12 protein-coding genes are annotated in these 12113 nt (G+C 42.1%); 5 read left to right on the top strand and 7 right to left on the bottom strand.

The window, feature by feature from the left end; translation table 11 throughout:
* Window positions 1-16: 16 nt before the first annotated feature.
* From IWA51_RS10710 to rbr, 4 genes are all read right to left on the bottom strand, one after another.
* Window positions 17-412, bottom strand: coding sequence for a hypothetical protein (locus tag IWA51_RS10710; protein ID WP_198442407.1), 396 nt, complete (start codon window positions 410-412; stop codon window positions 17-19).
* Complete coding sequence (gene lspA / locus IWA51_RS10705; RefSeq protein ID WP_177528604.1) at window positions 409-966, bottom strand: signal peptidase II; 558 nt, start codon at window positions 964-966, stop codon at window positions 409-411. Before lspA ends, IWA51_RS10710 begins: the two co-directional genes overlap by 4 nt.
* Window positions 967-987: 21 nt before the next feature.
* Window positions 988-2046: a hypothetical protein gene (locus IWA51_RS10700; protein ID WP_198442406.1), complete on the bottom strand. Its 1059-nt coding sequence runs from the start codon at window positions 2044-2046 to the stop codon at window positions 988-990.
* Window positions 2047-2175: 129 nt separating this feature from the next.
* Window positions 2176-2712 (bottom strand): rubrerythrin, encoded by a 537-nt coding sequence (rbr, locus tag IWA51_RS10695; RefSeq protein ID WP_288188659.1) that lies wholly within the window; start codon window positions 2710-2712, stop codon window positions 2176-2178.
* A gap of 175 nt (window positions 2713-2887) precedes the next feature.
* Here rbr and IWA51_RS12730 point away from each other — a divergent pair, with 175 nt between their 5' ends.
* The 5 genes from IWA51_RS12730 to IWA51_RS10670 all read left to right on the top strand — a co-directional run bounded on the left by IWA51_RS12730 (window position 2888) and on the right by IWA51_RS10670 (window position 9625).
* On the top strand, window positions 2888-4831 hold the full coding sequence (locus IWA51_RS12730; RefSeq protein ID WP_230402655.1) for a LysM peptidoglycan-binding domain-containing protein: 1944 nt from the start codon (window positions 2888-2890) through the stop codon (window positions 4829-4831).
* Window positions 4832-4842: 11 nt separating this feature from the next.
* On the top strand, window positions 4843-6879 hold the full coding sequence (locus tag IWA51_RS10685) for a flagellar assembly lytic transglycosylase (protein ID WP_198442405.1): 2037 nt from the start codon (window positions 4843-4845) through the stop codon (window positions 6877-6879).
* A gap of 86 nt (window positions 6880-6965) precedes the next feature.
* The gene (locus IWA51_RS10680; protein ID WP_198442404.1) at window positions 6966-8696 is read left to right on the top strand and encodes a cation:proton antiporter domain-containing protein; all 1731 of its coding nucleotides are present in this window, start codon (window positions 6966-6968) and stop codon (window positions 8694-8696) included.
* A 116-nt stretch (window positions 8697-8812) separates the two neighbouring features.
* On the top strand, window positions 8813-9052 hold the full coding sequence (locus IWA51_RS10675) for a NifU family protein (RefSeq protein ID WP_177528600.1): 240 nt from the start codon (window positions 8813-8815) through the stop codon (window positions 9050-9052).
* A 33-nt stretch (window positions 9053-9085) separates the two neighbouring features.
* Window positions 9086-9625, top strand: a complete 540-nt coding sequence (locus tag IWA51_RS10670; protein ID WP_198442403.1) for an FKBP-type peptidyl-prolyl cis-trans isomerase — start codon at window positions 9086-9088, stop codon at window positions 9623-9625.
* A gap of 154 nt (window positions 9626-9779) precedes the next feature.
* Here IWA51_RS10670 and IWA51_RS10665 read toward each other — a convergent pair whose 3' ends face one another.
* The 3 genes from IWA51_RS10665 to IWA51_RS10660 form a co-directional block, all read right to left on the bottom strand.
* Complete coding sequence (locus IWA51_RS10665; RefSeq protein WP_177528598.1) at window positions 9780-9932, bottom strand: hypothetical protein; 153 nt, start codon at window positions 9930-9932, stop codon at window positions 9780-9782.
* Window positions 9925-10047 (bottom strand): hypothetical protein, encoded by a 123-nt coding sequence (locus tag IWA51_RS12830; protein ID WP_268969373.1) that lies wholly within the window; start codon window positions 10045-10047, stop codon window positions 9925-9927. The genes IWA51_RS10665 and IWA51_RS12830 overlap by 8 nt, the downstream gene beginning before the upstream one ends.
* A 424-nt stretch (window positions 10048-10471) precedes the next feature.
* The gene (locus tag IWA51_RS10660) at window positions 10472-11983 is read right to left on the bottom strand and encodes an ATP-dependent nuclease (RefSeq protein WP_198442402.1); all 1512 of its coding nucleotides are present in this window, start codon (window positions 11981-11983) and stop codon (window positions 10472-10474) included.
* Window positions 11984-12113: the final 130 nt, after the last annotated feature.

The following is a 12113-nucleotide window of genomic DNA, read 5'->3' as shown; positions in this document are numbered from 1 at the left end:
TGGGAATCAGTCTGGGTTATTCGCCCCACTTTTCCTTTTCTTCTTTTTCTTCATCAGTAGGAAGAACTGAAGACGGCATCTTTGTCTGGCGAGGCTTTTCTTTGCTGGAAGAGCCGTTTTCCGAGCGTGAACGTGAATGATCCAGCCATTTGTCTTCAAACTTTTCTGTCATATTGAATTTCTTTATAATCAGCGTGGAAACCTTTGTGTAAAGAAAAAAACTTATGATTAACCCCACAAGAAAACTTACAACAAGGGCTGTTCCGTAGGCACTGCTGCCTGCTTCTATATGGAATGCTTTAAGAACACCAATGAAAGTAAGCGCAAGAAGAGCAATGCACAAAAGCGTAAGAAGAACGTTTGCTATTGTAGAAACAAGTATAAACAGAAGTGTAAATCCTTTTTTGTTCATTTTGAAGCCTCAGATTTTGAATTTTTGGAGTCGTGTACAGCCTGTACAATAAAACTTATGATAAAGATTATTCCGCATACAACAACGGCAGAGTCTGCTATGTTAAAGGTTGGCCATCTTTCCCATCCGAAAATTCCAAAGAAATAACAGTCAATGAAGTCAACAACGCCGTCAGGCCATCTGAAAAAACGGTCCACAAGGTTTCCAAGTCCGCCACCAAGAATTCCGCAGAGAGCCCAGCGCTGAAGTTTTGTAAATTCATTGTTTCTGAAGTAAACTATGTAAATTATTATTACAGCCATCAGCGAAAGAACAGAAAACAGCATAAAACGTACAGAGTCGGGAAGACCTGCTCCCATGCTGAATGCAACAGCCTTGTTTCTTACGTGAATGAGCCTCAGGTACTTTCCGAAGATTTCGATTATTCCGTTGTCAGAAAATGGTGTCAGAAGCGGAATGTATTTTACGACCAGTGCCTTTGTTATCTGATCCAGGGCGACCACCAGCACAGAAAGTGAAAGAGGCCATAGTTTGTTTTTTGTATTTTGAGTCATAATATAAAAGTATACTATAATTTATTCATCTAGGCTATAAAAATCAGTCAAAGTGTAAGACATAGCTTCTTCAAGTGCCGCCGCAATTCTGCTGGAAGTATAGAAGGTTCTGTCCGGTTTAAGGCCGAACTTTGCGGCAAAAAGCGGTGATGTGTTTTCAAGCGGACCAAAGCCTGCTGTTTTGTAACCGGGGACTTCTGCCAGATCAAAGGCTCCGTCGGTAAGTGCATTGTGCTGTTGGATAAGGGCTGTAAGATCGCCGGTTGCGTCATCTTCTGTTACAAGAAAAACATAATCGTTTTCGTTAATGCCGCTCAAATCAATAAGTGCATTCCACTCGTCACGGCGCCTCATTGTGGAATTTTCCAAAAAGAGTTTGTAGTCTTCGGGGTGAAAGTATTTCATTGTTCTGAAGAAAAATTTACGGGCAAAAGAAAGGTTTTTCAGTCCGCGCAGCCATTTGATTCCTGTTACGTTGAATTCTGCAGTAATCACTGTGTAGCCGTCGTATGCCAGTTTGTTAATAAAACCGCAGTATTCTGAGACAGAAGCTGTCTTTGGCGGAATAAAAATTACCGTTCCGTGTACAGCGCCTTTTGCATGAAGCGAAGTGTAGCGGAACAGCCGTATGTCTGCTTTTTGCGGAAGGGCACCTGCTTTTGTAAAACCGTCAGAATAGGTTCCGCAGTAGTTTTCGGTCGTTTTTTGAATCATGAATGTTTTTTCGTTTGATTTTGCCGGTCTGAAGTAAATTACAATAACCGCCGCGGCAATTATGAGAACAAGGTTTATGCTTGAAATGATTTTGAACCAGGTTCCGTAGTGGTCAATGACAAGTTCGCCCATAACACGCAGAAGAGCACGCACGTTCCATATAAAGACAAAAAGTGAAAGAAAGAAAAGACCCGCTTCGGTTACAGAAAGCCCGAATGCAGGAATATTCAGTAAAGAAACAATAAGCGCCACGGCAGGAAGAACAGAAAGTGAATCCTTTAAAACTTTTTTTACAAAGATAAAGCGTGCGCTGGAAAATGCCAGAAGTCCAAGAACCAGAAGGCGGGCAAGAAAAACATTTGTCATAAGTGACAGTATAATGGTAAAATAAATTTTGTTCTAGTAAATGTATTTCAGGACAACTCAAATAGAGTTGTCCTGAAAACTTCAGTTGTTTTACAACTGTTTTATTGACGTGTGCTTTTAGAGCCAACCTTAGTAGTTTTCTGCGCGTATTTCAAAGTAGCTCTGCGGATGTTTGCAGACCGGGCATACTTCCGGGGCTTTCTTTCCTACACAGATGTGGCCGCAGTTTGAACATTGCCAGATTACGTCTCCGTCCTTGCTGAATACGCGGTCATTGGTGACGTTGTCCAGAAGTTTTCTGTAGCGTTCTTCGTGCGTTTTTTCTATTGCGGCAACGGCTTCAAAGGCAAATGCAATTTCTGCAAAACCTTCTTCGCGGGCAGTCTTTGCAAAACCTGCATACATGTCTGTCCATTCGTAGTTTTCACCGTCGGCTGCATCCTTGAGATTTTCTGCAGTAGATTTTATTTCGCCGTTAAGAAGCTTGTACCACATTTTGGCATGTTCTTTTTCATTGGCGGCAGTTTCTTCAAAAATTCTTGCAATCTGTTCAAAACCGTCCTTTCGGGCTTTGCTTGCAAAATAAGTGTACTTGTTTCTTGCCTGTGATTCGCCGGCAAAAGCTGTCTTGAGATTTTCTTCTGTTTTTGAGCCTTTGAGTTCCATAATTTCCTCCAAAAAAAATTGAATTACTCTTAAGGGCATCTCTAAAAATTGCAATTTATAGAGAGTCCTTTAAACTATACTGTTATTTTGTGCATAAATCAAATGTTTTTTGCAAATACGGTGAAGATAGTACACTTTTATGCCGAAAATAAGTAAAATACCAGGCGGGGTGAATATGAAACAAATTGGAATCAAGCTGGCCGACGGAACATTTTTTCCCATTCTAGAAGAAGGAAAGGCAGGCAAAAAGTCCATCGATTTGACGACTGTCCAGGACAACCAGACCACAGTTCACGTAGATTTGTACAGAAGCGCCGACGGAACAATGAACGACGCTGAATACGTAGACACTCTGGAAATCAAGAATCTCAAACCGCACCAGAACGGTGAACCCAATCTGAACCTTGATATAGGCCTGGATGAAAACAATGAGCTTTCTGCAGAAATAACCGACCCCGAAACAGGCAAAAAAAGCGAAACGCAGGTAACACTTGTTTCACGCACGCTTTCTGAAGCAAACCGGCCACCCGTAGACTTCGAAAAAGACCCGACTCTTTCAGAAGCAGACGAACAGCCGGAACAGAACAGTGACGACACTCTTGCAGATTATGTTCCGCTCGGTGACAACGGTGATGAATCTGACATTACAATTTCACCGCAGGAACTTTCAAAACTCGGACTCAATGATACTTCGGAGGACAATAACGTGATAGCCCCATCTCCAAACGACGAAGACTTTTCTTTTGATACTCTCAATAATGATACAAAGAAAAAAGACACTCAGGAAGATACAGCAGCTCTTGAAGAAAAAAAAGATGATTCTTCCGAAGAAATATTTTCTGAAGACGATTTTGACCTTCCGGAATTTTCTGCAGAAGATGTAGCCGACCCCGACGAACCTCTGGACGAAACATCTGTTGATGAAGCCGAAGTAAAGTTCCCCGAGACAGAAGAAGAACTTGAACTTCCCGAACCTGAAAGTTCTGATGAAAAACTGATTGAAGATGATTCTCAGCCAGAAACTGAAACTGAGAGTGAACACAAGCCTGCAGAAAACGAAACAGAATCTTTTGAAGATGGACAGCCGAAAGAAGAAAATAATTCTGAAACTGCAGAAACAGAACAGCTTCCGGATTTTGATGACGAAGACGAAGATTCGCAGAACAACGGGGAAACTTCAGGCAAAGCATTTCTTGACGACGGCAACATAACTGACTGGAGCCTTGATGATACAGACGAAGCTTCAGAAAAAGAAAGTGCAGAAGATGAAAATGAAAATGACAATGACTCGCTTTCGATGGAGTCTGTTCCGGATGCAGAGGAAGATAAAGAAGATAAAATAGAAGACAATTCAAGCGACGATGACTTTGATCTTCCAGACTTTGATGAGGAACCTTCGGACACTGCAGAATCAGCAGAACCTGTAGGACTCGGCGGTGTGTTTGACGGTGACTTTGGTGAACCCGACCTTGAACAGACAGAAGACAATCCGTTTGACACATCTGATCTTGATTTGGATGACAGTGACTATGACGAATCCAAAAAGTCAAAAGACCCGACCTTCCAGCCAAGCAACAATATGTTCAACGATCTTTATGACAAAGAAACACTCGACGGAACTTCTTCTGCAGAAGTCAGTGATGATATAAAAAAGAAAACGCGCGTTCCGGTTATAATCTGCGTGGTATGCGCAATAATCTGTATAATTGCCGCGCTTCTTGTTCTGTTTGTAATTCCGTCAAAAATAAATATTCTTTCAAAAATGCGTAGCGGTGAAATTGAAGATGCACCTGTCATTACGGAACTTCCTGAACAGAAACCTGTTGAACAGGAGAGCGAGAATATTCCCGAACCCGAGCCCGAACCTGCACCGGCTGCAGTGGAAGATGAAATTGTAATTGCAGAAAATCCCGAAGTTGTTGTTCCCGAGCAGCCTGAACCTCCTGCAGAAAAACCGCAGGACATCCGCTACAAAATTGTCTGGGGAGATACGCTCTGGGATATTTCAGAAGCATATTACAAAAATCCGTGGCGCTACAAGTCGCTTGCAAAATACAACGGCATCCGCAATCCTGACTATATAATTTCGGGTACGTGGATTAATATTCCGGCAGAATAAGGCGGAACAGATTGATTCCATTTAAAAAAAAGATGGCTGTTGTCATGTCGGTATGCATGTTCGCGCTCAACTGTGCGGGCTGTACCGGACGTGATACACTTCAGAAAGAATACAAAAACGATTCAAAATATTATATGGCTTTGTGCGCGCTCAGAAAAAATGATACGTCCACGGCCGAGCGTTATTTAAAGACAGCTGCAAAAAAAGCAACTCCTGTTGTTTCAAGACGTGCCCAGGAAACACTTGCGACACTGGGTTCGGTGCAGGAAAGAATTGACCGTCATGAAAAACTGTACGAAATGTTTCCTGACGAAGATTCGCTTGAACGGCTGTGTGCGGAACTTTTTTCTCATAAAGAATTTGCACGCATTATTGCACTGACAGAAAATCTTGATGTAACTTCATGCAGAAATTCAACTGCCTATTACCGCTGCTATTCGCTTGAAAAAAAGAAAGACTCCCGCTTTCAGAAAACATTTTACAAATGGTGTACTGAACGCACATTTTCTTCGTGGCATTACAAAATGTACTGCGAACTTTCTGATTCAACCGGAACAATAGAATTCCGCGCAGATGTCTACAACCAGAACTATGCGGCTCTTGCAGACAGGGCAAAAAAAATTCTTGACGATCCTGCAAACCATATTCCGCAGTTAATGAGCGATGCTGGAAAAGCGCTTCTTTACGGTTCATCAAACAGTCTGTCTTCGGCATTTTATCTTGACTCAATAAAAGGCAGCATGAGCGCGTCTTCACTTTTTTATGCAGACTTTTATGCAGGACGGCTTTACGACAGGGCCGACTCTTACCGTACGCGCGCGTTAAACAGATTTCGCTCAGCAATGGAAAATGCTCCTTCAGAAAACAATTATGACAACGCACTCTGGTATTATCTAAACACAAGTCTTAAAACTTCAATAACAGCCGCAATCGAAGCAGTAGAAAAATTCGGCGGAACATGGAACGATCCATATTACTTTGATGATTTTTTTGAAACACTTTCTGTACGTTTACTTTCGCAACATTTGTGGGACGACTTTTACAAAACGGCACTTCTTATTGACGAAAAGGCAAGCGACGAAACGTGTGCAAAATTCAGTTATATTTCTGCACGGCTTGCACAGACAGGATTCATAAAACTTGACCAGTCAGAAACAGAGCGACTTTTTAAAAGAGCGCTTTCTTCGGGAACAGAAATGTATTACAAACTTCTGGCAGCGTACAGGCTTAATCTTACAGATGAAGAAACGCAGAAGACCGTGGTCGAATTCGGTGCAAAGACAAATGCAGTTTTTGACAGTGACGTTGAGAGGCTTTTGTGCGGCTATGCAGATTTTGGTCTTCCCGAACTTATTTACGATGAATGGCTCAGGTTCGGTAACCGCATTGGAACTGACTGCGCAAAAAAGATTTCCCTCTTTTTGAACAGCTGCGCCGCTGAAACAAACGAATACTATTCGCAGAGTCTTCGCATTGCTGCAAAAAAAGCAAACTATCCTGAACAGCCGCTTGACGTTGAGCTTTTAAAACTCGTATATCCGCAGAACTTCAGAAACTCTGTACAAACCTGGTGCGAAACATTCAGGCTTCCGCAGTATCTGCTTTATGCACTTATACGAACAGAAAGTTTTTTTAACCCGCAGATTGTGAGTCATGCCGGTGCCGTTGGACTTACGCAGCTTATGGAATCTACAGCCGCAGATGTTGCAAGAAAACTTAAGGTTGCCCAGTTTGACCTTAACGACAGCGATACAAACATAAGGTTTGGTGCTTACTATCTAGAAGAAATGAGGCGGCGGCTTGACGGCTCTTCTATCCTTGCACTGTTTGCATATAACGGCGGAATTTCACGCGTGCGTTCATGGGTAAAAAGCGCCAACCTAGAATTTGGTGTAAACGAACTTCCCAAGGATTTGTTTCTGGAAGCCCTGCCTTTTGCAGAAACACGCGGTTACGGCCGCAAGGTTCTGTCTGCCGCAGCAATGTACGGAACACTTTACTACTCAAAACCATGCGCCTTGGTTATTACAGAAATACTGGGTGAGTAGGGAAAATTTTCTCTCATTTTGTCTTGTTCTTTCTACTTATATATACTATTCTAGTTTAACACAAAAATTCATTGGTCGGAGGAAATATGAGCGATCCTTTAGCTCAGGTTTTGCCCCAGGTGCTTCACTTTGCGCATCTTCAGGGGGCACAGTTTGTTCTTCTTATTGGTTTGATTATGTTTTTTGGCGCGGTAGGCGGACGTCTTTTCCAGAGACTCAGAATTCCGCAGGTAGTAGGTTATATCGTAATTGGAATCATTATCGGTTCTTCCGGATTCCAGATTCTGCGTCTTGATACAATTATTGCGCTTAATCCGGTTAACACTATTGCACTTTCATTGATTGGCTTTTTGATTGGAGCAGAACTTAAACTTAGTGTTCTCAGAAAGTACGGCAAGCAGTTTATCGGCATTCTTATAGGCGAGTCAGTTACACCTTTTTTTGTTGTTGGAATTCTTGTAACCGCAGTTGCATTTATTTTTACAAAAAATGCAAAAACTTCGCTTGCACTTGGTCTTGTACTCGGCGCAATCTGTTCTGCAACTGCCCCGGCTGCCACGACTGATGTTCTTAAGGAATACCGCACGCGTGGTCCTCTTACAACGACTGTTCTTGGAATTGTGGCCATGGATGATGCCGTTGCCCTTATACTTTATGCCATCGCTTCAACAATCGCGGCTCCTCTTTTGGGTGGTCAGTCGGTTCCGTTTGCAAAGCAGTTGTTGAATATTGCGCGCGATATATTCGGTTCTATTGCAGTAGGAAGTGCGTTCGGTTTTCTGATTACCCTTGTTATACGTAATCTTATGCAGAACGAGGACCGTGTACTTACATTTGCGCTCGGAGGACTTCTTCTTTCTACCGGTATCTGCAATCTTTTGAATCTGGACAATATTCTTGCGGCAATGTCCATCGGTTTTTTTATGGTGAATTTTGCACCGGCAAAGACTCGACCTGTTTTTTCACTTGTAGACAAATTTACGCCACCGATTTATGTTCTGTTCTTTGTTCTTGTAGGTGCAAAACTGAATATCTGGATTGTAACACCTGTTCTTGGACTTCTTGCGGTAGTATACGTTCTTGGCCGTTCTTTGGGAAAAACAATCGGTGCAAGACTTGGTGCAAGAATTACGAAGGCTCCCGAAGCCGTAAGAAAATATCTTCCGTGGTGTCTTTTGAGCCAGGCCGGAGTTGCAATAGGACTGAGTATTGCGGCAAGTAACGACATGGCAGATTCCATAGGGCCGCAGATTATTCTTATAATTACCGCTACAACTTTTATTGTTCAGCTTGTGGGACCTGTTTGCGTAAAGCACGGGGTTCAAAAAGCTGGAGAAGCAGGACTTGATATTACCGAAGACGATATTTTAAAGACTGCAAAGGTAAGCGATGTTACATGGGGAAAAGAAAAAATCTGTACTCCCGACAGCCATGCAATTGTTCATGACATAGACAGAATACGCAATATTCTGGATTGTTTTGAAACGCATCACAACCAGTCATTTGCGGTAAAATCTTCAGAGACAGGTAAGCTCTGCGGAATAATTACTCTGGAACACCTTAAGGAAACGCTTATGATCGGCGACTTTGCAGAAAATATGCTGGCAATCGACATAATGGACAAACCCGGCCCAACATGTTCACCGTCAGATTTGCTTCCTTCTGTTTACAAGCAGTTTTCTGATGCAGACACGGAATATATTCCGATTGTAGATGCAGGCGGAATTCCCCAGGGAATGATGGAAAAATTTGCAGTCGACCACTATCTTCATACAAGAATAATTGAACTTCACAGAAAGATAGAAAGTCTTGGTTAACATTATTTTCTAAAATTCCTATGGTCAAAAGAAGAAAAATTTAATATCCTATTAATAGTGGGAGACTCTGAAATTGAATTTTTTAGAGATGTCCTATACTTTTTTGGAGGAAAACTATGGCAGACGAAGCGCTTATTGCAAAGGTTAAGGAAACTTTGGACGCTTTTAGACCGCAGCTTAATGCAGACGGTGGTGATATGGAATTCATTAATATTGATGAAGAAAATAAGGTACATCTTCGTCTTACGGGAGCATGTGGTTCCTGTCCAATGGCAGTTATGACTCTTAAGATGGGTATTGAGCGTTACCTTAAGGAAACCTGCCCTGAAATTTCAGAAGTAGTGCAGGAACAGTAAAATAAAATTCAGACTATTCTATTTGGAGAAAATATGACAGTAGAACAGAATAAATTTGTATCAATCAATTATACTTTAAAGGATGACGAAGGAAACATTGTAGACACTTCGATAAATTCGGCACCACTCGATTATATTCACGGAAACGGATATCTTCTTCCAAAACTCGAAGAGCAGATTACTGGAAAAAATTCCGGGGACAAATTTAATGTGGATCTTTGTGCAGCTGACGGTTACGGTGAATACAATCCTGCTTTGATTTCAGAGATTCCTGTTGAACAGTTTGACACAAGCGTTCCCATTGAAGTCGGAATGGCTTTTCAGGCACAGACTGCCGCCGGAGTTCAGATTGTGCGCGTAACAAAGGTTTCTGAAAAAACAATCACTGTAGATGCAAACAACGAAATGGCCGGAAAAAATCTTCACTTCGAGATAGAGATTCTTGATGTAAGAGAGCCTACAGAAGAAGAACTTTCTGCTTCACAGGGATGCTGTTGCGGTGGAGGTTGTGGCGGAGGCTGCAGCTGTGACGGTGGTTGCGGTGAAGACGGCTGTGGCGGTTGCGGAAACTAAAATAAAATCTTTACAGGAAGATAATTGAAAAGGTGAAAGATCTTGAAAGAGGTTTTTCACCTTTTTTATTTTTTTTAAATCAACTAAAAATAACTTACGGCACTGAGTTGATTAGTAATGAAGAAGGTTTGAGCAAATCCGTGTGACAAACCTTCTAATTTTCTGCCCGCAAAGCTTCTGCCGGCTGGACTTTCAATGCCACTCTTGATGGAATAAGACACGCGATAAATGCTGTTAAAAATCCTGCAAAAAATTTTGCGCCCGAAGTTTCGTAGTCGATTAAGTTACGAATGCTTTCGTTATTCATTCCGGCCAGAAATGCGTTGCTGCTGACCGCCCGAAAGCTGCATTGGTTTTCTGTCCTGCATTCCGGCAAGTCCGATTTTTTCACGGCGCACAAGCGTTTTCTGCATAGCGTTCATTACAGAAATATCCTGTCCGTCTACAAAAATTTATTCAGGAAGTTTTATATATGTTATGCGGGATTTGAGCTGTCGAAAGATATGTCTTTTAAAATAAGCGGGGCTGCCCAAACCTGAACAGCCCCAGCCGGTATGTTGTGTTTTACAACAGGAGGTTTACCGACTTTTACAACATTGTGACCAAATTATACATCGTACATTGATGTTCAAGTCAAAGGATTTTTTTTGGAATCGGCTGGCTGCCCAGTGTTATTCTTGCAATCATTCCGGTAACATCACTTATCTGCGGTATTCTTACACGCTTTAAGGAAAAGCATTACCTTGCCGGAATTATCCGTCTGCTCGTAGGTTGGAATCTCTGGTGGCTTCTTGACCTTATAAGCATGATTTTCACAGGAAAGATTCTGCGCGTTCTGTAGTCATTTTATAGGGCACAGGCTTTTTCCAGAATTGACGTAAGCACAGGATATTCAGCGTGAAGACCGTTGTAGTCCAGCGAAAGAATATGATTGCGCTCGTCATGAAAGAGCCTGTCCTTTGCAGAAACCGGCATGTAGTTTACTTTGTTCTGGGTGTAGTAATGTTCAATGCAGCCGTCAGGGAGAATGTAAACACGTGCAGCTTCTGCGGCGGCAAATATCAGTTTTGAAAGATTGATTACAGCCGGAATATCGCGTGCCGTTTTTTTGGGAAGTACGCGCGAAAGTTTTTTTTCACATCTTCTTATTCCCTGAAGAACAACCGTTTTGTATGTGTCAAGAAGTTCGGGGTTTTCACGCTCACTGTAAAATACATTTACTTTTTTGCGCAGTAAGTTAAGTTCTTCATCCGCCTGCGGATTCAGCTTTGATACGGCAGATCCTATTTTTGCAAGATAAGCTTCAAGTCTTGTAATAAGTCTTCTTAATGAAATATGATCCGCTCTTTCTGTAAACAGCTTTCTGTAAAAAGGTGCCTGCTTTTCTGTCTGTTTTGAAAGCCATTGCGCGGGTCTTGCATCGGAACAGATTGCATCTTTGAGTTTTCCGCAGAAGAGCGAGTCCAGGTCGGTAATAATTCTTGCATTTGTTCCCAGAAGACCGCATACCTTAAAGAAAACACCAAGTTCATCTTTGCCACCAACGTCTGTAATTCCTGTTCCAGCCGTTCTGTACTTTGACTCAAGGCATGAAAGCAGTGCCGAAAACATCTGCTGGTCTGTGTAGCCTTCGACAAAAATCTGGTTGTCAGAAAAAAAGAACTGTTTGTGGTAAGTATTGAATCTTGGCAGAAAACGCATAAACAGCGCCGCGTCATCTTTTGAAAGGGATTCTATGTGGGTCGGTGCTTTGTTAATATGGCATACAACAACGCCAATAAGATCTTCGGGGAATTTAAGGTCAATAAAATAAGGCGAATGTGTAATCAAAAAAAACATTCTGTTTGGGTTTGCCGTGGCTTCACGTCTTATTTCATTCATAAAAAAAAGCTGGAACTGCGGGTGCAGATGAAGTTCAGGTTCATCTATAAAAAGGCAGCCGTCTCCCGAACCGTAAAGTGCAAGAAGAAGCGTGAGGATTCTTTTAAAGCCGTGGCATTCTCCTTCCTTAAGGCCGTATTCAATTCCGGCAGACTTGTTTACCACAATCGGAATATTGCTGTCTTTTTCAAAGCGGATAGACTTTCCGAACATGTTTGAAAGAACTTCTTCGATTTTTTCGCGTATTTTTTTGTCTGCCCAGAGTTCGCCAAGAATAGTATCGTCTGTGCGCTCTGAATCCAGGAAGGTGACTTTTTGTCCTGAGTCGGCAAACTGTGACGCAATTTTCTGAGCCAGAATTGACTTTCCCGAACCGTTTGGCCCTACAATAAGATTAACGCGGGACCAGTGGCTTTTCTTAAAGACTTTGCGTCCCCATAAAAACGGAATCTTCGCAACTACGCCGATTTGTTTCATAAATTTTCCCTATAATTGTACGATTGAGCAAGTATAAATACGACCTTAAAATAGAATTTAACGAATGGAGCGCTTCTGTTCAAGCATAATCTGTTCCGCAGAATACACTTTTGTGCAGGGGTGATTTGGT

It is taken from the genome of Treponema peruense, from assembly GCF_016117655.1.
Classification (GTDB): Bacteria; Spirochaetota; Spirochaetia; order Treponematales; family Treponemataceae; genus Treponema_D; species Treponema_D peruense.
This window is presented reverse-complemented; position numbering and strand designations above follow the sequence as displayed.

Excerpts from the sequence above, each read along its gene's own strand:
- IWA51_RS10710 (WP_198442407.1), bottom strand. The coding sequence starts at position 412 with ATGAACAAAAAAGGATTTACACTTCTGTTTATACTTGTTTCTACAATA.
- lspA (WP_177528604.1), bottom strand. The coding sequence starts at position 966 with ATGACTCAAAATACAAAAAACAAACTATGGCCTCTTTCACTTTCTGTG.
- IWA51_RS10700 (WP_198442406.1), bottom strand. The coding sequence starts at position 2,046 with ATGACAAATGTTTTTCTTGCCCGCCTTCTGGTTCTTGGACTTCTGGCA.
- rbr (WP_288188659.1), bottom strand. The coding sequence starts at position 2,712 with ATGGAACTCAAAGGCTCAAAAACAGAAGAAAATCTCAAGACAGCTTTT.
- IWA51_RS12730 (WP_230402655.1), top strand. The coding sequence starts at position 2,888 with ATGAAACAAATTGGAATCAAGCTGGCCGACGGAACATTTTTTCCCATT.
- IWA51_RS10680 (WP_198442404.1), top strand. The coding sequence starts at position 6,966 with ATGAGCGATCCTTTAGCTCAGGTTTTGCCCCAGGTGCTTCACTTTGCG.
- IWA51_RS10675 (WP_177528600.1), top strand. The coding sequence starts at position 8,813 with ATGGCAGACGAAGCGCTTATTGCAAAGGTTAAGGAAACTTTGGACGCT.
- IWA51_RS10670 (WP_198442403.1), top strand. The coding sequence starts at position 9,086 with ATGACAGTAGAACAGAATAAATTTGTATCAATCAATTATACTTTAAAG.
- IWA51_RS10665 (WP_177528598.1), bottom strand. The coding sequence starts at position 9,932 with ATGAATAACGAAAGCATTCGTAACTTAATCGACTACGAAACTTCGGGC.
- IWA51_RS12830 (WP_268969373.1), bottom strand. The coding sequence starts at position 10,047 with ATGAACGCTATGCAGAAAACGCTTGTGCGCCGTGAAAAAATCGGACTT.
- IWA51_RS10660 (WP_198442402.1), bottom strand. The coding sequence starts at position 11,983 with ATGAAACAAATCGGCGTAGTTGCGAAGATTCCGTTTTTATGGGGACGC.